We start from the raw sequence: 23,860 nt of genomic DNA on the forward strand, positions 1-23,860 counted from the left end.
CCGGAAGGTGACCTCGAAAGACCGATGAATCGGAAGATATTTCAAAGGAAGAAACGGAAAAACTACTTCGAACCCTGAATTCTTTAGGTTATAATCAGGTATAGGCAAACTAAAAAAAAGGGGAATTTAAGAAATGCCGCAATCGAACAAGGATCAAAAAGATGCTTTTCGCATTAAACAAACGCAGATCAAGCCGTTCTTGACCGAGAAGGAAATGTCGTCGCTTGGCAGACGACTAATGAAAATAGCAAAGGAAATCGAGAACTCCGATGAACCGTTGTTTGATGAAGCCGCAATCGAGAAAGAACTGGAAAAACGGCGCGGCGGCTACGTAAAAAATGGCGAATAAGATCTTGACGTTTCCAGATGCCTCGGTTCTTATCTATGCCGCGACCAGGCCGAGTGCTCAGACTTTTGCCCGCCGAATGCGGGCTTTGCAGGTTTTTAACGATCCTGACCGAGAGTTCGTCGCCAGTGAATTTTTGCGATTGGAAGTTTTGCCGATAGCGAAATTTTTTGGCAGAAAACGCGAAGTTAAATTTTATGAAACATATTTTGCGGGCGTGGAGCATTGGGCTGACGACACGGCTTTGATCTCTCCGGCTCTGGCGCTGGCTTCGCAGTATGGACTCGGTGCATTGGACGCCCTTCACATCTGCGCGGCCGGTCAATTGGGAGCGGAACTTGTTTCCGCCGAAAAACCAACCAAACCGATCTACCGTGCATATCCAAATATTTCTTCGATCTATTAAACTCGTTCCAAAGGCATAATTCTGATTTTGATAAAAGCAAGGTGCTAACTCCTCTTGAGTAGCTTCAGGCAGTTGCATACACGATACATTGTGTAATATACTATGGCCTTAAAATTAGCTTAAGAGGTGACAATATGATAGTAAAACGATGGGAAGAGTTTCAGGTGGGGCCTAAGGATGTTTCGTCGGAGCTGCATGTGACGTTGAATCCGAAGGGTGAGATCGTGATCGGGGCGGCGGCGTTTGAGCGGTTTGGGCGGCCGGGGCAGGCGGTGCTTTTGTATGAGCCGGAGCATAAGTTTATCGGCCTTGCGCCAGCGAGCACGGTCGCGAAGAATGCGTATCCGCTGCAGGCGCCGAAGAATGAGAAGCATCGGCATCGGATATTGCGCGCGAGCCGCTTTTGCAAGGCCCACGGCATAACTGTGCCGGCGACGATGGCTTTTAATAAGGCCGAGATCGACGAGGAAGGCGTGCTTGTTCTGCCGCTACAAAATATGCGCGTGGTCGGGAAGAAGAAGGAGTGATATTGCAGAAGCCCGCACTTAGTAAGGGCGTCCGTGATAATCGAAAAAAATGCCCTTACTACGTGCGGGCTTCCGCAACTGGATTTCGCGCACACGGTTCGAACACGGCATAATAGAGGCAGATGGAGATATATTTTCAATTAATAAGCGATGCTGAGTCGCTTAAGAAGGCCGTTGACGAGCTGAAGGAAGCTAAGTACATCGGCTTTGATGTCGAGACGACGGAGCTTGATCCTTATAAGGGCGAGCTGCGGCTGGTGCAGCTTTCGGACGGGACGAAGACGAAGGTTATCGACCTCAGGAACTTTGGTAGCGGAAGGTGGGCGGCGAACGATGGACAATTGCCGGAAACCATAAAAAGGCTTAGAGCAAATCCCGATCTGGCGCCGCTGCGTGAGCTGCTTGCGTCGACGAAGCAGGTCAAGATCGCGCATAATGCGAAGTTTGATACGAAGTGGGTGCGGCATCATTTGGGTATTGAGGTCGGGGCGATTTACGACACTTATCTGGCGAGCGTTTTGATCAAGGCGGGCGAAGGCGAGCGGCGGCATGGACTCGCTGATGTTGTTCAATTTTTTCTTGGGCGAACGCTCGATAAGACCGAGCAGGTCAGCAATTGGGCGGCAGACGAACTGACGCATTCGCAGATCGAATATGCCGCACGCGACGCGGCGATCATGCCTGAGGTGCGTGAGAAGCTGGACGAGCGAATTGCTCTCGACGGCCTCGCAGAGGTTCTAAAACTTGAAAACGAATGCGTGATGCCGATCGCCAAGATGGAGTTGAACGGCTTTTATCTCGATCAGGAACGCTGGCGCGAGCAGCTTGGCATTGTGCAAAAGGCGCAGGCGAAGTTTGCCGATGAGCTGCAAGATATGTTGTCGGCGGGCGTCGCGCAGGCTTCGCTGTTTGGGCGGGCTGAGATCAATCTTGATTCGCAGGCGCAGGTAACGGATGCACTTGTCGGGCTTGGGATTCCGATGCCGAACACGACGCGGGCTTGGGAACTGCAGCCGCTTGCGGAAAAATATCCGCCGGTCGCAAAGCTGCTCGAATACCGAACCGTCGCTAAGGCATCATCGAGTTTTGGTGAGAACATACTCGAATTTATCGAGCCTGCGACGGGACGAATTCACGCAGACTTTCGACAGATAGGCGCTCCGACCGGACGATTTTCGTGTTCGAGCCCGAACCTGCAGCAGATACCGCACGAAGCGGAATATCGACGGTGCTTTCGCGCGCCGGATGGACGAATGCTTGTGATCGCAGACTATTCGCAGATCGAACTGCGGATCTTGGCGGACATTTCTGAAGACAAAAATTTTATTGAGGCTTTTGCGAGCGGGCAGGATTTTCACTCGGCGACGGCGGCTCAGGTCTTTGGTATCAAGGCAGAAGATGTTACGCCAGATCAGCGATCGTTTGCCAAGCGTTTGAATTTTGGCGTGGTTTACGGGCTGGGTGCGTCGCGGTTTGCGATGATGACCGGCTTAACGCAAACTCAGGCCGAAGAAACCTTGCGGCGATATTTTGCGACATATCCGATGATGGATAAATGGCTCCGCGATCAGTCAAAGAACGTGCTGACCGAGCGTTCGGCCCGGACAAGATCAGGGCGGCTGGCTCGTATGACCTTTGACGAAAACGACCGCGGCTCGATCGGCGCCGTGCAGCGTTACGCCAAAAATATGCCGATACAAGGCACTTCGGCAGACATCCTAAAACGCGCCTTACGCCTGCTGCATGATGACATCCGCGAGACTTCGGCAAAGCTCGTCAATATTGTTCACGATGAAATTGTAGTTGAATGCGATGCGGCAGATGCTGAACAAACCGCTAAGAAACTAGAATCAGCTATGCTTCGCGCGGGGGAGCAATATCTTTCACGAGTGCCTGTAAAGGTTGATGTTCACATTGCGGACGAGTGGGCGAAGTAAAGTAGTCAGCAATCAGGGAACATAGTTATAGACAATTATTCCTGATACTTTGACTGGTTGCCCTGAAAGAAGAGTTGGCGTAAATTTTGAGCTACAAGCCGCAATCTCGGACGACCGTCGAAGCAATGGATGGCCTGAAAAAGCTTCGGCAGAATACATGCTCCCATCTTCAAGTATCACCACTTGAACAGATACGGCGCCGCCTGCACGAATAGCTTTTGCAGCAGCTGGGTAGGGCGGTTTGGCGAGAGACATTGCCTTACCGTTTAGAACACCGCCCCCCACGGTTTTTGGTGATAAGGATGGATCCCCATTCTGCCCTTCGGTTAACTTTTCAGTTGGCTCAGCACTGCCCGCAAAAGCAACTTTCATAGAATCCTCTTTCGACTGTTTAGTAGGCGGAGTAGTGAAGAGATAGTTGATTCGTCCATTGACGCTGACAGGTTTTTCATTCACCAACGCCGGTTTAAATTCAGCCTTTTTTGCGGCGTTTGTTGCAGCGAGCCTGAGAGCGAGAACACTTGGTGTGGTGACTGATTGGCACACTGGATAAGGGCCGTCAGCGCCACCAGTCGTCACGTGCCCATTTTCATCAACTGTTACGATTACAGAGACGCGACCGCCGAGTCCTGCTTTTTTTGCATCTTTCGGGTACTCAGGCAATGGTAACTTGATCTTGGTCGGCTGAGCCTCGCCGAGGAAATAAGGCTCGACTGTTATGCTCTTTTCTTGGGCGAAAAGATTTATGACCGAGAGTGCAGCGATGCTGGCGAGTATGATCAATCTCATGGCTTCATCTCAAGCTTTTTAAGTATGCCAAAAAATTCCGTGTCGCCGCGGATCCAAGAACCCAGTCGCTATCGCTCCCGGTTCTGACTAGGACGCGCTGGCTTCGGCGCCGCGTTTGGGCATGTACATTATTCGTGAGCAGTTTTCGCAGACGATGATCTCGTCGCCTTTTTTCACGTTCACCTGGACCTGCGGACGAAGGTGTATAAAGCACGCGCTGCAGGCACCGTTGACAACTTCGGCAACGGCGATGCCGTCGCGGCTGCGTTGGGCGAGGCGGTCGTAAACCGAGGCAAGACGAGCAGGAAGCGTGTCGAAAGCCGTCTTGCGATGGCCGGTTTCCTTATCGAATTCAGCCTTATCTACCGCAATTGTCTTGTCAAATTCTTTTAAGGCTGCAGCCCGTTTGCTGTCGAGCGTGTTGATCTCATCGGCACGTTCCTCGAGTTCTTTTTCAACGCCTTCGAGAGTTTCCATTATCTCGACGACCGTTGTCTCAAAAGCCGTGATCTGTTTTTGAAGCGCATCGGTCTCACGCATTGCGGTCTCGTACTCTTTTGAGTTTTGCGCGTGTTTGAGGTTGCGTTCCGCACGTTCGAAATAGGTCTTGTTTTCGGCTATTTGCTTTTCGAGATCGGCCCGCTTTGTATTGAGATCGTCGCGGCGGGTTTGAATTTCGCGTATAGAAAAGGCGTGCTGTTCAAACTCCTGTTCAATCTCTGCACGCCGCGTTTCTGCTGTCTCAAGCAACTGTTTTAACCTTCGAAGATTAGTATCCGTCTTCTGAAGTTCTATCAATTTATCAAGTTCTGCGATCACCTTTGTTGAATCCCCTTTTAGAATAGCTAATCTTTCATATTATCTCATAGATGGCCGTTCGCCAAGTCTGCTCACTCTATGGGCCTTTTGTCGAGAAGAATGTCGAGATGGCGTTTTAGGGCGTGAGTGTCGGTAACCGCCTCGCCGTTGTCTATCCAATTAGGCAACGTTTCGCCGTGGACGAGGCGCAGCTCGGCACTCATCTTTGGCATGCCGAAATGCGTGAAACGTGCGTATGCCAAGGCTCCGTTGAGCATAATGCCGTCGCGGGGCGTTCGCGTCCAACCCGCTTCGACGGTCAAACATCTCACTCCGTAGCGAATCGTGAGGAGCGTACCGATCATATTCGAATTGCCGTGAGCAAAATCATGCGGCTCTTCGCGCTCGATGGCTAACGTTTTGTGTTCTCGAAGCTCTTGCCCCGCGATCTCGACGACGGTATCGGTCAACCAGCCGACACCGGCACTGCGAACCGCGTCATTTGCAGCCTTTAGCCGCAGATAATCGGCAATGTCACGTTGGCCGGAAGCAAACGCTTTTGCCGCAGCATCGCCAAGCATTTGTGACCAGACCTGATCGAGTTCAGTCATAAGGCGAGGATAAGGTGCATCTCGTTAAAAGGCAATTTCGTGTTAAGATTTTGAAGCGGGCGACATATTTTATGAGATTTTTGACGGCCATTTTTTTGCTGAGCCTACTTTTTACAGCGGCTTTTTCCCAATCCACTAAACCCAAACCTGCAACTCTCAAACCAACGACGGTTAAGCCAAAACCTTCGGCGACTCCGGCAAAGAAGCTAACCGAAAGTGCGGAATGGGACAAGGCCATCGCCGTCACCGACGCTAGTGAACGCATCAGGGTACTGAGAAAATTCGTTACGGCTTTTCCCAAGTCGACACACAATGCACAGGGGTTTGTGATGATCTCTACAGCTGAAGCCGGCCTCGGGAACGAGAAGTTGGCCGGAGGCGATGCGGAAGCCGCAATGAAGTTTATTCGCTCGGCTGTAAAGGACGCTCCAACACCTATTCCCGATCAGTTGTTTACCGATGCGCTTTCCAAATTTCCGGCCAATCTATATTTTCGCGGCCTGCGTAACGAAGGACTAGAGATCGCCAAGCTGTTGGAAAGCAAGGCTGAAACGAACGCAGTTCAATTGCTAAGCATCGCAGGCTTTTATCTCAGCATCGAGAACGGCACCGAAGCGAAACGTGTCGTTGAAAATATCATCAAGATAGATGCAAATTCATCTGCCGCGTATCAGACACTCGGACTCGCCAATCGCATTGAATTCAAGCTTGAGGAATCGTCCGCCGCGTACGCAAAGGCTTTCGAACTCGATCCGGAATCGCTGTCGGCACGACGCGGCCTTGCCGAAATGAAACGCTCGCTCGGACTGGCGGACGACGCCGTCTCGCTTTACCGTGAGATCCTGGCTAAAGAGGATGCAAATGTTCCTGCTCGGACGGGGTTGATCCTCGCATTATTTGATGCCGGAAAACGCGCTGACGCGGAAGTCGAATTGGCAAGATCGCTTGAAGCCAATCCGAACAATGTCATGCTGCTTGCCGGTGCGGCGTATTGGTATGCGGCCCAAAATGAGGGAGCACGCACGATCGAATTGGCACAAAAAGCGCTTGATACTGATCCGCGTTTTATCTGGTCGCACATTGCGATGGCTCGCGGGCTATTGAGCCAAAACAAACCAGTTGCCGCCGAACGGCTATTGCTTACGGCACGAAAATACGGCAACTTCCCTACTTTGGAGTATGAGATCGCTTCGGCGAGGCTTGCCGCCGGATTATATCGTGAAGCGGCTGAGGAACTATCAAAAAGTTTCTCGATCAAAGACGGCTCTATACACGTTGATCTAGGCGGCCGCACTCGTTCCGAGGCAAAGAACTTTACGGAGTTATTAGCGGCTGAACGAAAGGCGAGCCTTTTTACGCCGACGGCTGCGGACAATGCCGACAACGCCGATCAGCTAAAGGCATTGCTCGAATTTGAACAAGAACTAAAGTCACCAGAGCCTAAGGCTGATGTTGCAGCAGCAGCCGCTGATGATCTCATTCGCGGCGACGACAAAATGAAATTGCACAGGCAAATATTTGCGGCGTCTGCGCTTTTGGAGAAAAAAATTGCACTGTCAAAAGTAATTGAAATTACGAGATCTGCACCGTCAAACCTAGACGCCGGTTTGGATGTCGCCGATCCGTCTATCGCAGTGATGGCAGCCGAACTTTATGAAGATCGCGCGATCGCAGCGGCTAGCGGGCGGTATATCAATGTTCCAAGTGTACCGCGGTCGACGCTCTCTTCAGTTTTGCGAGGACGTATTGAGGAGATCGCCGGTTGGGCCTCATTTCAGTTGGACGACAACGCTAAGGCAGTCTTGTCTTTGAAACGTGCGGTCGGTGTTTTGCCTGCAAACAGCGCATGGTGGCGTTCAAGCACATGGCGTTTGGGAACCGCACTTGCCGCCAGCGGAAACGATGCGGAAGCACTCGAGGCATACATAAAGAGTTATAAAAGCTCATCTCCTGACATTATTCGTTACAGCACGATCGAAGCAGTCTATAAACGCGTGAAAGGAAGCACGCTTGGATTGGAGGAGATCATTGGCCCCAATCCTTCGCTGCCTGCCAAGACTGAAACGGTGGCACAAAAGCCGGAACCAACGCCGGTGGCTTCGCTGGTTATTCCTGTAATGGCCGCGACGACGCCAACTACAGAGGCAGTTGCTTTTGCTTCGCCCACGGTAGAGAACACAACGGTATCGTCGCTGACATCGACAGCCACAACCGAGGCGATGCCAGAGAGCGTAGTTCAGCAGACGCCATTGGAAACTCCTAAGATGGCTCCGACCGAAGCTGCTAAACCGACAACGACGCCGACTGCGAAACCGAAGGAACTTTTTCCTCCGGTGGTTATCACGATCCCTGCGGCTGAAAACTCTAAAACCGTCCCTAAAGTTGAAGCGACTGCCGAACAAACGCCAACAGTGGCATTGGTTCCGACGCCCGAGATCAAGCCATGTACGCTTACCGTTGACAAAGAAAATGTACCTATCAAAAACAACGAAGGTATTTCGGCAGTGATCGTTAAAGGCGAAGGAAATGAGGAGCTTGTAGAATTAAAGGCCGTATCTAATGATCCAGAAGATCTAAGCATCAAGCGTGAGGTGATCGAAGGTTTGACGACGCAGGCTCTGTTTGTGGTGCGTTCTATTAGCTCAAAGACCGGTGATTACAAGATCACTTTCGAGATGCCGTGCGGCAAAAAAGAGATCACTGTGAAAGTGCAGTAGTGGAACGGCGGCGTCTGGAAGTTTCAGAATGGTTTGTTTTAATAGAGACCGTGGCGAGAGCGCAGAGAAGCAAAAAGAAAAAAGCGTTTGACGGCGTTCGCATCGGAAAATCAAAGAAACTGTGGATCAAGATTCCAAAACAACCTGCCAACGCTCCGATCGCAACATCTCGACGCATGCCGTGAGCATTTGAGATCGTTTTAAGGCCTTGTCTAAACAGAAAGTAGATAAACGTTGCAACGCATAGAAAGCCGGCAATGCCTGCGTCAGCCAGCATTTGCAGGTACTCGTTATGTGCCTGTTCGACGCGAAATTGGCCGCTCCATGTATCGTGTTTTGTAAACGCCATTCCAAATGCTTCGAGGCCGGCGCCGAGTATAGGATGTTCGAAAAAGATGCGAACTGCTATCGCCCAAAAGTGGCTTCGGCCATTTGAAACACCGTCCTGAATATTGGTAACGCCCAGCCCGCGAACTAATGAATCGTTGCCGCCGAGAAATAATACAAGCCCAAATACTACAAAGATCAAAGCAATGGCAACCGCAGCGACGGCAACTTTCTGTTGAATGGAGCTTCCTTCCGAAGTGGAACGTTTGTCCTTTGACCATCGACCGGAAAAGAAATTTATCAAGACAGCAAATGCCGTAACAGAAATAATGCCGAGCACGCCGCCGCGCGAACTTGTCAATACGATGGCGGATAACATTACGACTAATGCGATCGCGAGCAGTATTTTTTTGCCCTTCGCTGTTCTCTTTCCGAAAAGCAGGCCGATGGTAAGCCCGGCGGTCATTTCCATGAACGAAGCGAAATGATGCTGATTGACGAACGGTCCAAACGGTATCGCTTGAGGCGTTGCACGAAGACCGTATATGCCGTCAGGATTAGCGAGGCGTTGTAGGATGCCGAAAAATGCCATCGCTGCGCCAAAAATTATCACCATCAGAAACGTCTTTTTTAACCGGCTTTCGTTATTAATGAAGGTAAGACAGGACGCAAAAAAGACGATATAAATGACGAGATGAAGCAGGAAAAATCGAGTGGCGTAAGGGTCGAGTGAAAGCGCGCGCGATGCAGGAATGCCGAGTTCAACCGAAACGCTGCCAAGCGGCAAAAGCTGAATGATCCCTATTAACAGCAGACCAATCATTGGTATTTGCATTGCGCTCGGAGCGAGCAGAAAGCCTTTACCTTTCCACGCTTCTGCAAGCCATAGCAGAACGATTACAGCTCCAAACATGGTGATGAAAACCCACGTCACCTTATCGACAGCACCAAAGAGGATCGTCGAAAAGATCGGAACGATGCAAAGCAGTACAAAAATCGCCGAGCTGACGCGCGACGACTTGTTGCCAATGATCACATTCTCGGCATAGATAGATCTTTTGTTCTCGTGTGAATCGTTCATGTCTTCATAAACGCCGCAGTGAAATATCGTCAAACGCCATGCTCCCGTTCGTCGGGCATGACGGCCCATTACAGCCCTCTCGAACAAGACGGACTATCACGCCGTCACTGTCAGCCGGCATCATGAATCTGACACGAAGCGGCATCCAATCCGGTGCAGGCACCGCAGCTAGCGTAGCGGCAATAGGAGCATTCGTCAGTGCGTTCACGATCTCCCATTTTATGCTCGCCGTGGTCTTAAGATCCGATCTGTAAAAGGCCTCAAATTCATATTCCGCACCGGGAACGACCGCAACCGTCTGTGAAACCGAGCGAAAAGCAGCCGTTTCAAAGCTGTTGAAGATCAACCACAAACTGTACTTGCCGCCATGTGTTTCGGTTTCGCTCAGAGCTATCTGTGGTTGTGCTCCCTCAGCTATCTGCCACTCGAACAATGCAGCGTTCCTGATCTTCACTCCGGCCTCAAATCCGCCGTTTGATACTTGTCCTACCGTCGGTTTTTCGCCTTCGTTTGTTCGCATTCCCGATGCCACGCCGGCTGCTAAACTAAATTTTCGAGCTGCCGCAAATTTTTCAATGAGATCGTCACCAAGCTTTTTGAACTTTGTACCTCTGTCACCTTCGGAGAGCTTTGACCATGCTGTGAAAGCGGCTTCAAATTGCAACTGATTTGCCAATGCGCCGGCTAGTGCCGCATTGGTAACATCGTTGTCTCCCAGACTTCGCTGAACCTGTCCTAGATCGTTATCAAAGATCTGCAACGCGGTCGTCACAGCCGGTTGGGCGTAGTCAGAATTTGCCGCGGCGGCTTTCGCTATTAGAGCAAATCCTTCCTCATTCTTTCCTTGTCGGATCAGCGAATTGCCGCAAGCCCATTGGACCGGCGCATAATTTGGGGCAAGCTGCAGAGCTCGCGCATATGCAGCCTGTGCACCTTCTGTATCACCATTGAGACTGCGCGCCTTGCCGAGGTCAATCCACGCTAAATAGTTGTATGGCGAGAGTGCGGCCGCCGACTCATATTCGCTTAGTGATCTAGTCAGATCGCCAGGATCGAAGGTTTTTTGATAGATGCGCGCAGCAGTAAGATGTGTTTGCGGATCGCTCGGGGCCATTTGTGTCAGCCAATCGGCGACCGGTTTGAACTCTGCTCGTTTTGTGTCGAGACGCGACGAGACAGCATTGGCAAAATTCCATTTGATAAAGAACCACGCGGTAATAACACACAATAGAGCTGCCGCTATCAACACGATACGGCCAAGGCGAGGTTCAAATTTGATGATCTTTAGTGACAAGCTCTTATTAAACGAAATCGACCGGTTCGATCTTCATTTGTGCACGTTTGAGAATGATATTATTGTCGCGGCAAACCTCGCGAATCTTCTTCAGCTGTTCCGCCCGCAAATTGCGAGCTGAGATCAATATCTCAGCAACATCTTTTTCCCGGCAAACTTCTGCTATCTGTCCGTTGCCGTCAAACACTTTTAGGCCATGAATGACCTTATTTGTTTTCAACGGATCGTCGTCGATAAAACCGACGCATCTAAGGTTCCATTCGGGATTGTTATTCAATTCGCGAAGGACCATTTCACCTCCGTCGCCTGCACCGTAGATCAGCACTTTACGACCGTCACTCGAAACCGGGAGGGGCAGCATTTGGCGTATGATGCGAAACGCCATTCGGCTCCCGACAACGGCAAGCAACAGCAAAACTCCGTCGAGAAAGAACACAGTTCTCGAAAATCCGTCGAAACGATATACGAGCAGAACTGCGAAAATGCTCAACAACGAGCCGAGGAAGACGCCCTTTGCGATCGTTATCATATCGCCTATGCTCGTGTATCGCCACAGTCCTCGATACACGCCGACCGCAAGAAATGAGCCAAGTTTGATGACTATCAAAAGCGGCAATGTTTTTAGAAAAAGCTGCCAGGCGGTAGAACCCTCAAACGTCCCCAGAAATAACGTGAAAGCTGAATAATAGGCGAGTGTGATCAAAAAAGCATCAAGAAAAACTTCGAAGATGCGGCGTTTGTGTGAGACATTTACGAGAAATGCAAAGACGGCACTTCCCTCCACCGCTTGCTGTTCGTCCTCGCCCTCATAGACTTTTACTTTGGACAAATAAACGCCCATGATAACCAGAACCACAATAAACAGGCCGATCAACCCAAAGCTTTTTGTCGGCCCTATCTGTCCAACCAGCAGCGCCAGCACCCCTGCGACAACCGCAAAACCGTAGAGCATTAAAACCGCTGTTCGCTCAGATAAACCTAGGGCCACGAGCCGATGAGACGTGTGATCGCGACCGCCCTGAGATGCTTTGCGGCCCCAGAGCTTTCTCAATACAGTCACAAATGTAGTATCAAAGATCGGAACAAACAGAATCAAAACAGGAACAGCAAGTATCGCCACGATCCCACGTGAACGGCCGCCGACCTGATTAAGTAAAACGACTCCCGAAAGCAAAAACCCGATAAACATCGAGCCGCAGTCGCCCATAAAGATCGACGCCGGGTTGAAGTTGAAGACAAGAAAGCCGATCAACGCACCTATCAATGCGCTCGTCATAAGCAGCTCGTTGGTGAGTCCGTTCGCCGCAAAATTCATTGCCAGTGAAAACGCTGCAATGGCCGAAATTCCGGCAGCGAGCCCATCCATATTGTCGAGGAGATTAATGGCGTTTGTGATACCGATGACCCAGAAAACAGTGATCCAAATGTCAATGATCTCAAAACCAGTCAGCGGCAATTTGAGGCCCGACAGCACCAAAGCACCTGCACCGATTAACTGGCCAATCAATTTCTGATATGGCCGTATGTTTAGAATGTCGTCCAACAGTCCCACGATGAAAAGAAACGCGCCGGCGCTGAAAACAACAAGTGACTTTCCGGAAAGCTGAACAAGCGAAAAGTAAACAACCGCAGTCGCGATAAATATCGCGACCCCGCCAAACATTGCGGTCGGACGCTTGTGCCAACGGTCGCTCTTTGGCTTTGCGACAAAGTTGTACCGAACTGCAAAAGAGCGCACGCCAAGCGTGCAGAGGATCGAGACGATCGCTGCTGCTGCGCCAACGAATATTGGGTTTGAGGTCAAACCAGGCATAATGAATGCAGGTCAATTATCGCAGAAATTCGATCGATATGTTTATGTAACGCGAGTTTTTCGGTTAAACGTGGCTATCCGGTCAGAGTGTTGTGTTAGCAGCATCTGATAAACCTCGGCAATGTCAGCGACCATTTTTTCCGCACGGAAATTCGGATCGACATGGCGTCTGCCATTCTCGCCAAATTGCTTCCTCATTTCCGGGTTTTCAAGAAGCCGCCCGATTCCCTCAGCAAGTCCAACGGAATCAAAGGCTTCGACAAGATAGCCTGTCTTATCATTTATGACTACCTCTCTTGCTCCGTCAATATCAAACGAAACACACGGCTTGCCCATTGCGAGCGCCTGCGGCAGAACGCGGGCTAAGCCTTCGCGCAAGCTGGTGTGAACAACGACATCCATCGCTGAGATCATTTCTGGGATCCGCGTTCGATCGATCAGGCCTGCAAAAGCAAAGTTGTCGAGAATGCCGTATTTTTTTGCTCTTTCCTGTAAATGTTCTAGTAAAATACCGTCACCTATTAGGAAAAATCTCACATTTGGAATGCGTTTTACGATCTCTGGCGCTGCATCCATCAATTGATCGTGACCCTTGAGCGGAAAGAGTCTGGCAATCTTGCCGACAACAGGAGCATCAAGCGGTATTCCGAATTCCCTTTTCACATTGTCCTCATCGAACTTCGCATTTAGAAACCAGTCCAACTCCATCCCGCTATATATGGTGCGAAACTTTTCGGGCTTTGCGATACCAGCGGCAATTGCCTTTTCCGAGATCACATCCGAAACGCTAATAAAGAAATCAGTGACAGGCGCGCATATTTTTTTCGCCAGCCACCATGTACGATTGACGATCCATGGTTGGTAATCATGAAAGACAAGACTGTGCAGCGTGTGGACAATTATCGGCGTTCCGGCAAGCCATGCAGCAAGGCGGCCAAGAACTCCCGCCTTTGACGCATGCGTGTGTACGATGTGGTAGCGGCCAGCCTTTATTAGTTTGAACAGTTTCCAGAATGTAACAAGATCGAAGAACGGATTTATGCTGCGGCCCATTTCAGGAAGAACGATCAGATGCGTCGTCTCGCGAGCTTGTGTAAGCAATTCGCCTTCACGCCCTTTGTCGATTCCGCTCAGAAGTGTTACTTCATATTCAGGCATCGCGTCGAGACCGACGACGGAGAGAAGAGTATTTTCTTGCGCCCCGCCGACGATCATGCGCGTGATTATATGCAGAACGCGGATCGACTGTGCCGTTACGATCGTTTCTGTCCGCTCATCGGAATGAGGATTCATTTGACGTGTCTAAGATGAGGAAAAAGATCAAACATTGGCAACAACAAGATAGTCGCGGTCAAGAAAAATGATCTTGTAATCTGTCACGCCTGAGCGTGTCATAATGTCGCGAACTTGAGCCTCATTGTATAGAAAAAGCGGTGTTCCTTTTAGCCAAAAACGCACTCGCCTGATCGGAACGCGCCATTCGATCGCTTTCGGGAAACTCATTATCAATTTGCCCCGCGTCAACTCGCGCATTCGTGTGATGATAGGCACGGGATGCTCAACGTAATCAAAAAAACCGTTTGCCGTGCATGCTTCAAACGGCCCGTCGTCATCGGAGATGGCTTCGGGAAATCCGCCGATAACGAATTCACATTTGTCCTCGACGCCTGCCTCGGTCGCTAGTTTGTCAGCGATCTCGATCATCGCTTGAGCGAAATCAATGCCAATGACTTTATCGGCTCCATTCAAAGCAAACGCAATACAAAATCGGCCGCTGCCGCATCCGACATCGAGTATTTTTTTACCCTCGAGGGGCTTAAGTGTCTCGACATTTATCTTAAGACGCTTTTGCACAACGCCGCGCCAGTAATTGTCGATAAATTTTTGAAAGGCACCTTTCTTCTCGCCATAAATCGCGTCAAATCGTTCGGCATCATCGTGAAAATGATCTCGAACTTTTTCCTCGACCGAGTTTGCTCCGTTAACAGCCATAAGTACAAAATATGATATTGAATAATTCTAATGCAACTTTCTAATTGATCGCCAAAACCTCTTTCATCGGCGCCATTTTAAAATCCCGCAGCAACTTTCTGAGACGCCGCTCGGTCGAGCCAAGATTAAAATAATGCGTCAGAGCGATTCGTCGCGGCACATCGATTCTCGGATGATCGGGATCGAGCTCCCACGGATGCAGGTAAAAAGTGACCGGCTCACCTGACCGATTGACGGACTTAATTGCCTGTTTGGTCAATTGATAAGGATAAATACGAAAATACGCACCACCCGAGATAGGCATCGTAAAGCCCGGCAGCTTTAATGTCGAGATCGGAAATTCGTCGAACTCGTGATTCGCACGTTTTATCTTATAGGGAAATCGTGGAGCGTCTGCAATCCCGTACCGATAATTTAATATTGGAAAAATGCTCGAATCGTATTTAATGCCAAGCTCGCCTAAAATATCTAAAGCCCATAGCGAGTCTTTTGTTATCGAAAAGAACGGAGCTCGATGGCCAAGCACTTTTTTTCCTATAAGATCTTCGAGAAAGGTGATAGCACGGGTCAATTCTTCCTTGAAAAGACCAGGTTTCTGATTGTAAATCAGCGTGTGTGAAAAGCCATGCGTGCCGATCTCGTGCCCTTCGGCCTCGATTCGTTTTACTAATTCAGGATGCTTTTCGGCAACATAGCCGAGCATGAAAAAGGTCGCCTTTGCGTTTCCTTCGTCGAGAATCTGAAGCAATTTGTCACCGGCCTTCTCGATCCTGTCTTCGAATCGGTCCCATTCGGAATAAGGGATCTCAAGCCCTTGATACCAATCTTCAAAGTCGATCGTTAGAGCATTTTTGACCGGTGTGCTTGCCATATAACAGAAGTTGAAAATGGTAACCGACCAACCCTGCCGCGACCAGCATTTTTCAGCGGGCGGCGGCGGGCCATGCGAAAGTGCGGGGAAATCGCTGCCGGTTACCAAAGCGATTTTCAATATTTTAGCACTAAACTCAGAAAATCGGAGTGATCTAGGGATCGATAAATCGCTGAAACCACAGCTCGAGCATTAGCAGTGTCCAAAGCTGGAACGAGTGGTCGCGGGCCGCAGATGTGTGTTCGTTCACATATCTTTCAAGAATCTCAGGCTTTACGATACCGCGCTTCAGCGATTTTTCAGAAAGCAAAACGCCGCGAACAAAGTCTTTCATTTCGCCGCGAAACCATTTTCCTATTGGAACACCAAAGCCCATCTTTCGACGATAGACAACATCTTTCGGAACGAGGCGCGCGGCGACCTTTTTTAAAAGTGATTTGGTCTCAAACCCGCGCATTTTGATATTTTCCGGCAGGCTCGCGGCAAACTCGATAAGTTTGTGATCGAGAAACGGCGAACGGGCCTCAAGCGAATTTGCCATCGTCGCTATATCGACCTTTACTAAAAGATCGTTAGGCAGATAGGTCATTTGATCGGTCAACAATGTTGAGTCGAGCGTTCCTGTACCGTTTGCCGCCGTGAACCAGCGATCTAATAAAGCAGAAGCATTTTGGCCTGATACCGAAGCGGCAAACTCGGGCGTGTACAGTTCAGTTTTTGAGTTGCAGTTAAAGGCAGACACCCAAGTAAAGTATCGTTCGGTCCGCAGCAGGTTTGCGGCGCGTAAAAAGCGTTTTGCATCCCGCAGACGACTTCGTTTCAATTCCGAGGTCGGTAGGAAGCTGACGGGGGCTTCGATGAACAGCTTTCTCAAAGCGGCAGGTATACGTCCGTACGTTTCAGCTGTTCGCATTGCGACGTATCGCTCATATCCTGCAAAACTCTCATCACCTCCGTCGCCGTTCAGAGCAACCGTCACGTATTTTCTGGTCTCTTTTGCAACGTAGTATGTCGGGATCGCGCTCGAGTCGGCGTAGGGCTCGCCGTAATGTTCGACAAGCGTCGGGATAACATCAAGTGCGTTTGGCCGCACAATGAACTCGTTATACTCAGCTCCGACATGATCGGCAACGCGTTTGGCGTATTTGAGTTCGCTAAAATCTTCCTCTTCAAATCCGATCGAAAACGTTTTTACCGGCTGTGCGCTTTCCTGGGCCATCAACGCAACAACCGCCGAAGAATCAACTCCACCCGAAAGAAAGGCTCCTAAAGGCACTTCGGAAATAAGCCGCAGCCGCGTCGATTCACGCAGGATACTAGTGGTTTCTTCGATGGCCTCTTCTTCTGTGATTTTTATTTTTTTTGAAAAGTCAGGCTGCCAGTAACGTTTTGTTTCGATGTTGCCGCCTTTCCAGCTCAGCCAATGGCCGGGTTCGAGTTTGCGAATTTGCTTGAACGCCGTTTGCGGTGCCGGAACGCAGAGATACGACAAATAGCTGTCGATCGCACCATTATCCACCTCGCGCGAAATTGACGGATGTTTTAATACAGCCTGAAACTCTGAACCAAAAATCAGATCGCCGTTTACCTGATGCGAATAAAGCAATGGCTTTTTGCCTACGCGGTCGCGTGCCAGAAAGAGAGACTTTTCCGTTTCGTCCCAGATCGCCAAAGCAAACATTCCGCGCAGATGATGCAGGCAATCCACGCCGTATTCGTCATAAAGATGAACGACCACCTCAGTATCCGATTTTGTGTAAAAGAAATGGCCGCGCTTTTCCAAATCATCTCTGAGGGTTTGGTAATTATAGATCTCCCCATTAAAGACGATCCATTTTGTTTTGTCAGCGTTATGTATCGGCTGTTGACCACCGGCAACGTCGATGATCGATAAACGCCGCATAGCGAGGCCAACATTTTCGTGGATGTAAAAACCGTCTTCATCAGGTCCACGATGAATTATCGCTTGATTCATCGCTTCGAGAATCGAGCCATTCACCGCGTTGCCATCGGCATTTACAAAACCTGTGATTCCGCACATTTAGATCTTATTTTGACATTTGCAGCCCTGCTCTCAGATTGTTTTCAACCTGCCTTTGAGCTGCAGCGCGAAGTAACCGTTTGTTCTCGCGCTGTTCCTGATATACGGTCCACCCGACACCTACGAAAATGAAAAGAAACACCTGGATCTGAGTTCGCTGGCGATATGCGGTTCCGACGTTTCCCTGTAGAAGCGAGTATGACAAAGTTAAAAGTAGGCTGAAAATCAATACCGGGAACGCATTGCGAAGCCTGTTCCTTACCGAATAGACAAGGCCTGCTATCATAAACGGAAACATTGCCCACCACAAAAGCACTTCTGGTATCGTAATGGCCTGCCTCAAATTTGCCGCCTGCCACGGAAACGGTGCAAACATCAGATATGCAAATCCCGTAGGCAGTGCCGACAACGCTCCCTCGGTTGTTGAAACATCCACATCCTCGCCAAATCCTGAGACAGAAGATCGAACGAGGTGCGAGCGGCTGATCTGTATACGTTCGAGGTTTGCAAATTTCGACAGCTCAATGCTAGCCCTTTGACGAACGCCGAGGTAGAGAAGAGCAACACCCATCAGAACTATCACCGCGATGCGGCGAAACATCGATTTATTCGACGTTGACGTTCCAATCAGAAAGCTGCCGACCACGGCAACGATTACCATGTAGAAAATATAAAAACGCAAAGAAACAATTCCCAACAGCGAAGCGATCACCAGCGACAAAGCCGCATAATTGAACTTCTTCTGAAGTTCCAACACCATTGTCATAGTAAGGACAAGAAGAAAGATGATCAGCCCGTCCTTCAACAATTGGCTTGACCAAATTACAAACGAAGGAAAAACTGCGATCGAGACCGCGGCGAACTTTGCAACGCGAAGATTATTAAATATCTTTTTGGCGCAGAAAAAAACCATCGGTGCCGTCGCTGCACCGGCGACCGCGCAAAATGACTGAGCCGCAAAAATGTTTCGTCCAAGAAAGAGATAAATAAACCCGGTTAGGTAGTTCATTCCCCAACCGGTGCCGCCTGCCGGATCATAGGCAAGCGCTTTTAAGTCGGCCTGGCTCGCCTTGCCTAGCCAAATATCGACCAGATGAGCACCGTTTGCATCGTATTGCAATGCGTCACCACCGAAAAACTCCCTCAGATCAAAGATATGGACCAACAGACCAAAACTCAATCTAAGAGCGAGACCGACGAGAAAAATGGTCGTAACAAATTCCCTTTCTTCAGTAAAACGTCGAAATGTCAGCAGGACGCCGGTCGAGAGAAGGACTGCCGCGATGAGAGCAACGGGACCATCGGGGAACGGAACAGCGAAGAGCCCAAGAGCAACTATCAGAAAACAGGCTAACAGCAGAAACTTATTCAGCATTACAACTCGAGCAATTATAGATCGTCCGGAAGGTCTTTTCTCGTTTTTTGCTTGACCAAAAAAAGTCCTTCCTCGTCAAGCTCTTTAACCTCGCGCGCCGGAGCACCGGCGACTAGTTTATTCTCATTCGTTAGTTGCTTCGTTATTACGGCTCCGATGCCCACAATACAATTGGCGGCAACTGCTCCGCCCGGAGCAATTCGAATCTCAGAGCCTAGATAGCTATGATCGCCAACGCTCACAGGCATTGTTATTTGACGGTTGTGAGTCCAGACAGACGAGTTTCGACCGCCCAAGATCACGCTTTTTCCAAATTCCACCCTATCTGTAAAATCGATCTTATGCGAGGCTCCGATCATGCAGCCATCGCCTAAGATGAATGTTGGGTCGGCGACATTCACCGTCTCTGCCTCTGGAATCGAGTTGATCTCGTTCATCCGTAATATTTCACAATACCTGCCGACATTTATCACATTGCCGCCGCGAAATATATTCAGAACGCCGATCCGCGTGTGCCCACCGACGGACAAGTTCCGTGTGCCCGAAAATACATTAAAATGCCCGATAGTTACATCATCTCCAATTTCGCAGCTGTCAACATCAATTATTGAGAATCCGATCTTAACTCGCTTGCCGATCTTGTATCCAAAAAACCAGCGATAACAGAGACGCGCTATCGGCATCGGCAATGCACCGACAATAACCGATCCGACGATTCTAAGTTTTCGAGACATCCGCTATTTTACAAGGCTGCGCGTCGCGAGCTCGGCCGTGGCGCTTTCAACGCGGTCCTCGGCGTCCTGTTCACCGAGCCAGGCAAGAAGTTCTGTCAATCCGACTTCGAGAGTGACTTTTGGCTCATAGCCGAGCAGATCTCTTGCCTTTGAAATGTCGGCGATACAGTGACGAATATCGCCTTCGCGGTATTTGCCGACAATTTCCGGGTCGATGTTCTTGCCGAGGCCTTTAGCCAATAATTGAGCTATCTGCTTAACGGACGTTGCCCGTCCTGTACCGACATTCATTGGGTGGTAATCGCCTTTGTCGGTTTCGAGAGCCAACAGATTTGCCTGAACAATGTCGTTTACGTGAACAAAGTCGCGCGATTGTTCACCGTCCTCGAATATCGTCGGAGCCTGATCATTAAGAAGCCGCGAAGAAAATATCGCGCAAACTCCGGTATAAGGATTCGACAGAGACTGCCGTGTGCCGTAAACATTAAAATAGCGAAAAGCTACCGTCGGAATCTTATAGGCACGGCCAACAGCAAGACAATACTGCTCCTGATCCTGCTTGGTCACGGCATAAACAGATGTCGGGAAAAGCGGCTTCTCTTCCGGCGTACCGACAGTATCGAGAAAACCGCTGCACGATTCGCACTTAAATTCCCAATCGTGTGCCGCAAGCTGTTCATCGGATCGAAGCTGCGGATAAACGTTAGATTTGCACGTATTGCAGCGATAGGCCCCTTCGCCATAGATCGACATCGACGACGCAACTATCAGCTTTTTGAACTGCGAAGGCCGCTTGATCATCTCTTCAAGAAGAAAAGCGGTGCCAAGGTCGTTTGCCTTAACATAGCGAACGATTTCGTACATTGATTGGCCGACGCCGACTTCAGCCGCCTGATGATAGACGACATCCATACCGTCAAGTGCGGCGGCAACGGCCTTAGGATCACATACATCGCCGTGCATAAACTCCGCTGTTGTATTGAGGTGCGGCGGCGCGGAAGCACCGTGAACCTGCTCGACGAGCGAATCAAGGATTCGCACGCGATGGCCACGTTCGACAAGTGCGTCAACCAAATGCGACCCGATAAAACCCGCACCGCCTGTGACCAATATGTTCCTTTTTTCCATTCTAAACCTGTTTAGACGAATTCATCGTCGAGCGGAAAACTTCCAGCACCTTAGGAGCCACAACTTTTGCCGAATATTCACGTTCAACGGTTTCGCTCCCGGAGCGTCCGAGTTTTTGTCTCAATTCCGGCGAGTGTATCAATCGTTTGATCTTTTCGATCCACTCTTCGCTGCTTTCAGCTAAAAATCCGTTCTCGCTATCCTTAATGATTGTAGAATTTACACCAACCGGCGAGCAAATGGTCGGTATCCCGAGCGCCATGTACTGCAAAGCTTTGAGGCCGCATTTTCCTTTACTCCAATTATCGTCAGGCAGCGGCATCAGGCCGATGTCGATGCGCCTCAGATCTTCAATCTCTGTTATTGATCGCCATTGAATTGCTTCAGCATCTACACCAGCTAATTTATATGTAGGCGTTCCGATTACGCTCAAGCGAAACTGCTCGGTTTTTGCAAGCTCCTGCAGAACATCTCGAATCGTATCCAGATGCTGAACCGTACTAAAGCTGCCGCTCCATCCGATTGTTACGATCTCAGGATTGTCTGTGCGTTCAACAAACTCGTATTTATCTGTGTCGATCGTGGTCGGAATGATCGTTACGTTGTTATTGCTGGAACGTGCATAGTCAGCAAGAAACTCATTTCCGGCCATAACATGAGTAGAGAGGCGGCAAATCTCCGCGGTCTTTCCCGGAAATTTGAGATAGCTCAGGTAGCCGTTCGATGGGCTTTTGTACGAAAAGAAAATTGCATCGTCAAAATCGAAGACCATTGGTACGCCCGATCGACCGATCTTTCGCTCGAACCACGGCGGGCCAAGTAAGGCGGCTTCACGAAATACATACACAAGGTCAAATTTTGAAAGTTGGCTAAGTTCATCAATTCGGCGCTTCAAACTTCGGGTTACTCCACCGATCTTTTCAAAGATCTTTCCGCCGCTGTAGAGAATCGCTCGAAGTTCATCTGTCTCGAACGGAGCATACGTGATCTCGACGCCATTTTCACGCAGCATCGGTTCCCACTGTTCTATTCTGAAACGCTGCCCGGGTGAGGTGTCGTAAACGGATGGAACTACAGCCAAAACATGCATAATCAAAGATGAGATGTTAGCAACTGACCAGTCACTTTGCAAAAAGTTTCTCGTAAAGCCGTCGATAACGAACGCCGCCGACGGTTTCAAGATCGAAACGCTTTTTGGCCACCGCACGGCATTTGTCACCGATGTCGCCAAGCTCTTTTAGTCGATTGATCGCATCGAGATAAGCTTCGCGGTCACAACTGTTGGTCAATACACCGACTCTTTCATCAGTGATCAACTGATCAACGTCGCCGACACCGGTATTTGCAATTATCGGTAATCCGGCGGCGAGATATTCCGGGATCTTTGTCGGCGAACGTGATTGGGTCGCATAGGTTGCTTTTACAAACGATAGGCCTGCATCTGCGACACTTAAATACTCAGGAATTTCGGCTGGATCGACCTGACCGACAAAATAATCACGTTCGTCAAAGCCTTTCTTTTGCAGCATAGTGATAAGGTTTGCGGTATCAGTTTGTGTTAGAAAAAGTGCGAACGTAGCAGGTTCAACCGAGCGAGCAGCATCAAGAAAATCAACGATCTCTTCGGTTAGATACAATCCGCCTAAAGCTCCGACGTGAGCGATTACAAAACGATTCTTTACTCCAAGCTTCGCCACAATATCGTCACTCAAAATATCTTTGTCCGATGAAAAGCGTTTGGCAAAATCTACACAGCAAGGAATGACCTCGACCGGCCTGTTTTCAGCGGCGAACAAGATGCTCTTCGCTTTTTCAGTTAAGACCACGAAACCATCCGCTTCTCCCAACAGCCACTGCTCAACTTTCTTCGCAGCTCGATAAAGCCAGCCGTTCTCCGGCCAAACTCCGGCGTCAGTGTATTCATCAGGAAAAAAACCACGAATATCGAAGATCAATATAGGCTTGCGGTGTGAGAATTTTCTGGCTAACGCTCCCATCAGCGTCGCCACGTGAATGCGCCCGTGAAGGACGTCGACGTCCTCGTTTCGAATCTTTCGACGAATAAATCGTGTTCCTGCAAAAATGTCGTAGGCCGTCGCAATTGCTGATGGCCGTTTGTGATAAGCCAAATAATCCCATTCAATATTTTTGTCGGCTAACTCTTCGCGAGCCGCTGTGGCCTGTTCGGCTGTCCACCCACTCTTTATATCAGGTTCGAATGTGAGCAAACTCACTTTAATCCCGGCTTTAGCGATCTCTTGTAAATACGGGATCACCTGAGTCTGCACAAGCGGCTGCCGCAAGCCAAAATAGCAAACATAAAGTGTGTGTTTTGCCGTATCAGTCATTTTCAAATTCGGCGAGGATGATCGACCGGTAGGCGTTATGACTTTTTGCTCTCGGCAAAACAGGTAGCAAAACTCCCGCAATGAGATTTCCAACCATGTACAAGTATTTTGATTTGAGGGCGAGCCGTCGCAGAAATTGTGCAACTGAACGATCTTCCGAGTAGAAAACTGTAGTTTTTATTTTGCGCCCGATCCTTCGGGCTTCGCTTTGCATCTCTCTTACTACCGCATCAGTATCGGGATATGGATTTTCAAGATGCTCCGCAAGCCAATCAGGAATTGGTTGATCTGTGTCGGCCAATTCCTGGTTGAATTCTTCATCCATTTCCCGACTGGCCTCTCCGCTTGGAAAGGCTATTAGTATCACCTTGTCCGCGATCCTTACGAGCTGCCTGACAGCATCTGCACGGATGCTTTCCGGCAAATGTTCAAGCACGTCAACAGACGCTGCCACAGAAAATGCTCGCTCCGAAAAAGGTAAAGAAATTATACTGCCGCGGACAAAACTGAACCCATCAATCCGAACGTCTGTAGGCAGTACATCAACACCCACAATACTCTTTGACGGAACAAAGCCGGACAATCCATATTCACCGCAACCCGCGTCTAAAAATGTCGTTTCGCTGTTTATATACGGAGCCAAAACGAGTGAAATATCGACGTTTCGGCATCGCGTGCCCCATTCCCATTTATATAAAAACTTGCGGAGTCCTCCGGCGATCATA

General features: G+C 49.6%; 21 protein-coding genes. 5 read left to right on the top strand and 16 right to left on the bottom strand.

Annotated elements, in window-relative coordinates; all coding sequences use genetic code 11:
• Positions 1-133 precede the first annotated feature (133 nt).
• From IPL32_06520 to IPL32_06535, 4 genes are all read left to right on the top strand, one after another.
• Positions 134-349: a hypothetical protein gene (locus IPL32_06520; GenBank protein ID MBK8465468.1), complete on the top strand. Its 216-nt coding sequence runs from the start codon at positions 134-136 to the stop codon at positions 347-349.
• The gene (locus IPL32_06525) at positions 339-752 is read left to right on the top strand and encodes a PIN domain-containing protein (protein ID MBK8465469.1); all 414 of its coding nucleotides are present in this window, start codon (positions 339-341) and stop codon (positions 750-752) included. Before IPL32_06520 ends, IPL32_06525 begins: the two co-directional genes overlap by 11 nt.
• Positions 753-886: 134 nt before the next feature.
• A complete protein-coding gene (locus IPL32_06530) occupies positions 887-1,279 on the top strand; it encodes a hypothetical protein (GenBank protein MBK8465470.1) in 393 nt (130 codons plus the stop codon).
• A 122-nt stretch (positions 1,280-1,401) separates the two neighbouring features.
• Positions 1,402-3,216, top strand: a complete 1,815-nt coding sequence (locus IPL32_06535; protein ID MBK8465471.1) for a hypothetical protein — start codon at positions 1,402-1,404, stop codon at positions 3,214-3,216.
• Positions 3,217-3,228: 12 nt separating this feature from the next.
• Here the strand turns inward: IPL32_06535 and IPL32_06540 are convergent, their stop codons facing one another.
• From IPL32_06540 to IPL32_06550, 3 genes are all read right to left on the bottom strand, one after another.
• Positions 3,229-4,005: an energy transducer TonB gene (locus tag IPL32_06540; protein MBK8465472.1), complete on the bottom strand. Its 777-nt coding sequence runs from the start codon at positions 4,003-4,005 to the stop codon at positions 3,229-3,231.
• Positions 4,006-4,092: 87 nt separating this feature from the next.
• Entirely contained in the window at positions 4,093-4,824 is a 732-nt protein-coding gene (locus IPL32_06545) for a hypothetical protein (protein ID MBK8465473.1), read from the bottom strand.
• A gap of 71 nt (positions 4,825-4,895) precedes the next feature.
• Complete coding sequence (locus IPL32_06550; protein ID MBK8465474.1) at positions 4,896-5,414, bottom strand: hypothetical protein; 519 nt, start codon at positions 5,412-5,414, stop codon at positions 4,896-4,898.
• A gap of 71 nt (positions 5,415-5,485) precedes the next feature.
• On the opposite strand from IPL32_06550, the gene IPL32_06555 reads away from it, so the two are divergent.
• Positions 5,486-8,131, top strand: a complete 2,646-nt coding sequence (locus IPL32_06555; GenBank protein MBK8465475.1) for a hypothetical protein — start codon at positions 5,486-5,488, stop codon at positions 8,129-8,131.
• Here IPL32_06555 and IPL32_06560 read toward each other — a convergent pair.
• The 13 genes from IPL32_06560 to IPL32_06620 all read right to left on the bottom strand — a co-directional run bounded on the left by IPL32_06560 (position 8,112) and on the right by IPL32_06620 (position 23,859).
• Positions 8,112-9,539, bottom strand: a complete 1,428-nt coding sequence (locus IPL32_06560; protein MBK8465476.1) for an O-antigen ligase family protein — start codon at positions 9,537-9,539, stop codon at positions 8,112-8,114. The genes IPL32_06555 and IPL32_06560 overlap by 20 nt on opposite strands.
• A gap of 4 nt (positions 9,540-9,543) precedes the next feature.
• On the bottom strand, positions 9,544-10,833 hold the full coding sequence (locus tag IPL32_06565) for a hypothetical protein (GenBank protein ID MBK8465477.1): 1,290 nt from the start codon (positions 10,831-10,833) through the stop codon (positions 9,544-9,546).
• Positions 10,834-10,840: 7 nt separating this feature from the next.
• On the bottom strand, positions 10,841-12,646 hold the full coding sequence (locus tag IPL32_06570; GenBank protein ID MBK8465478.1) for a hypothetical protein: 1,806 nt from the start codon (positions 12,644-12,646) through the stop codon (positions 10,841-10,843).
• Positions 12,647-12,688: 42 nt separating this feature from the next.
• Entirely contained in the window at positions 12,689-13,939 is a 1,251-nt protein-coding gene (locus IPL32_06575; protein ID MBK8465479.1) for a glycosyltransferase family 4 protein, read from the bottom strand.
• A 27-nt stretch (positions 13,940-13,966) separates the two neighbouring features.
• Positions 13,967-14,638, bottom strand: coding sequence for a methyltransferase domain-containing protein (locus IPL32_06580; protein ID MBK8465480.1), 672 nt, complete (start codon positions 14,636-14,638; stop codon positions 13,967-13,969).
• Between the two features lie 40 nt (positions 14,639-14,678).
• Positions 14,679-15,509 carry a DUF3473 domain-containing protein gene (locus tag IPL32_06585; GenBank protein ID MBK8465481.1) on the bottom strand — a complete coding sequence of 277 codons (831 nt, stop codon included), beginning with the start codon at positions 15,507-15,509 and terminating at the stop codon, positions 14,679-14,681.
• 154 nt (positions 15,510-15,663) lie between these two features.
• Positions 15,664-17,550 carry an asparagine synthase (glutamine-hydrolyzing) gene (gene asnB / locus IPL32_06590; protein MBK8465482.1) on the bottom strand — a complete coding sequence of 629 codons (1,887 nt, stop codon included), beginning with the start codon at positions 17,548-17,550 and terminating at the stop codon, positions 15,664-15,666.
• A 7-nt stretch (positions 17,551-17,557) separates the two neighbouring features.
• On the bottom strand, positions 17,558-18,925 hold the full coding sequence (locus IPL32_06595) for a glycosyltransferase family 39 protein (GenBank protein ID MBK8465483.1): 1,368 nt from the start codon (positions 18,923-18,925) through the stop codon (positions 17,558-17,560).
• 14 nt (positions 18,926-18,939) lie between these two features.
• Positions 18,940-19,659 (bottom strand): hypothetical protein, encoded by a 720-nt coding sequence (locus IPL32_06600; protein MBK8465484.1) that lies wholly within the window; start codon positions 19,657-19,659, stop codon positions 18,940-18,942.
• Between the two features lie 3 nt (positions 19,660-19,662).
• Positions 19,663-20,787 (bottom strand): NAD-dependent epimerase/dehydratase family protein, encoded by a 1,125-nt coding sequence (locus IPL32_06605; protein MBK8465485.1) that lies wholly within the window; start codon positions 20,785-20,787, stop codon positions 19,663-19,665.
• A 1-nt stretch (position 20,788) separates the two neighbouring features.
• On the bottom strand, positions 20,789-21,877 hold the full coding sequence (locus tag IPL32_06610; protein MBK8465486.1) for a glycosyltransferase family 4 protein: 1,089 nt from the start codon (positions 21,875-21,877) through the stop codon (positions 20,789-20,791).
• A gap of 31 nt (positions 21,878-21,908) precedes the next feature.
• The gene (locus tag IPL32_06615) at positions 21,909-23,135 is read right to left on the bottom strand and encodes a glycosyltransferase family 4 protein (protein ID MBK8465487.1); all 1,227 of its coding nucleotides are present in this window, start codon (positions 23,133-23,135) and stop codon (positions 21,909-21,911) included.
• Positions 23,128-23,859, bottom strand: a complete 732-nt coding sequence (locus IPL32_06620) for a class I SAM-dependent methyltransferase (protein ID MBK8465488.1) — start codon at positions 23,857-23,859, stop codon at positions 23,128-23,130. The genes IPL32_06615 and IPL32_06620 overlap by 8 nt, the downstream gene beginning before the upstream one ends.
• Between the last annotated feature and the right edge of the window lies 1 nt (position 23,860).

This window comes from Chloracidobacterium sp. (genome assembly GCA_016711345.1).
Lineage (GTDB): Bacteria > Acidobacteriota > Blastocatellia > Pyrinomonadales > Pyrinomonadaceae > OLB17.

Bases quoted from the DNA above. Each gene is read 5' to 3' on its own strand.
- IPL32_06520 (MBK8465468.1), top strand. From the start codon at position 134: ATGCCGCAATCGAACAAGGATCAAAAAGATGCTTTTCGCATTAAACAA.
- IPL32_06525 (MBK8465469.1), top strand. From the start codon at position 339: ATGGCGAATAAGATCTTGACGTTTCCAGATGCCTCGGTTCTTATCTAT.
- IPL32_06530 (MBK8465470.1), top strand. From the start codon at position 887: ATGATAGTAAAACGATGGGAAGAGTTTCAGGTGGGGCCTAAGGATGTT.
- IPL32_06535 (MBK8465471.1), top strand. From the start codon at position 1,402: ATGGAGATATATTTTCAATTAATAAGCGATGCTGAGTCGCTTAAGAAG.
- IPL32_06540 (MBK8465472.1), bottom strand. From the start codon at position 4,005: ATGAGATTGATCATACTCGCCAGCATCGCTGCACTCTCGGTCATAAAT.
- IPL32_06550 (MBK8465474.1), bottom strand. From the start codon at position 5,414: ATGACTGAACTCGATCAGGTCTGGTCACAAATGCTTGGCGATGCTGCG.
- IPL32_06555 (MBK8465475.1), top strand. From the start codon at position 5,486: ATGAGATTTTTGACGGCCATTTTTTTGCTGAGCCTACTTTTTACAGCG.
- IPL32_06560 (MBK8465476.1), bottom strand. From the start codon at position 9,539: ATGAACGATTCACACGAGAACAAAAGATCTATCTATGCCGAGAATGTG.
- IPL32_06570 (MBK8465478.1), bottom strand. From the start codon at position 12,646: ATGCCTGGTTTGACCTCAAACCCAATATTCGTTGGCGCAGCAGCAGCG.
- IPL32_06575 (MBK8465479.1), bottom strand. From the start codon at position 13,939: ATGAATCCTCATTCCGATGAGCGGACAGAAACGATCGTAACGGCACAG.
- IPL32_06580 (MBK8465480.1), bottom strand. From the start codon at position 14,638: ATGGCTGTTAACGGAGCAAACTCGGTCGAGGAAAAAGTTCGAGATCAT.
- IPL32_06585 (MBK8465481.1), bottom strand. From the start codon at position 15,509: ATGGCAAGCACACCGGTCAAAAATGCTCTAACGATCGACTTTGAAGAT.
- asnB (MBK8465482.1), bottom strand. From the start codon at position 17,550: ATGTGCGGAATCACAGGTTTTGTAAATGCCGATGGCAACGCGGTGAAT.
- IPL32_06595 (MBK8465483.1), bottom strand. From the start codon at position 18,925: ATGCTGAATAAGTTTCTGCTGTTAGCCTGTTTTCTGATAGTTGCTCTT.
- IPL32_06600 (MBK8465484.1), bottom strand. From the start codon at position 19,659: ATGTCTCGAAAACTTAGAATCGTCGGATCGGTTATTGTCGGTGCATTG.
- IPL32_06605 (MBK8465485.1), bottom strand. From the start codon at position 20,787: ATGGAAAAAAGGAACATATTGGTCACAGGCGGTGCGGGTTTTATCGGG.
- IPL32_06610 (MBK8465486.1), bottom strand. From the start codon at position 21,877: ATGCATGTTTTGGCTGTAGTTCCATCCGTTTACGACACCTCACCCGGG.
- IPL32_06615 (MBK8465487.1), bottom strand. From the start codon at position 23,135: ATGACTGATACGGCAAAACACACACTTTATGTTTGCTATTTTGGCTTG.
- IPL32_06620 (MBK8465488.1), bottom strand. From the start codon at position 23,859: ATGATCGCCGGAGGACTCCGCAAGTTTTTATATAAATGGGAATGGGGC.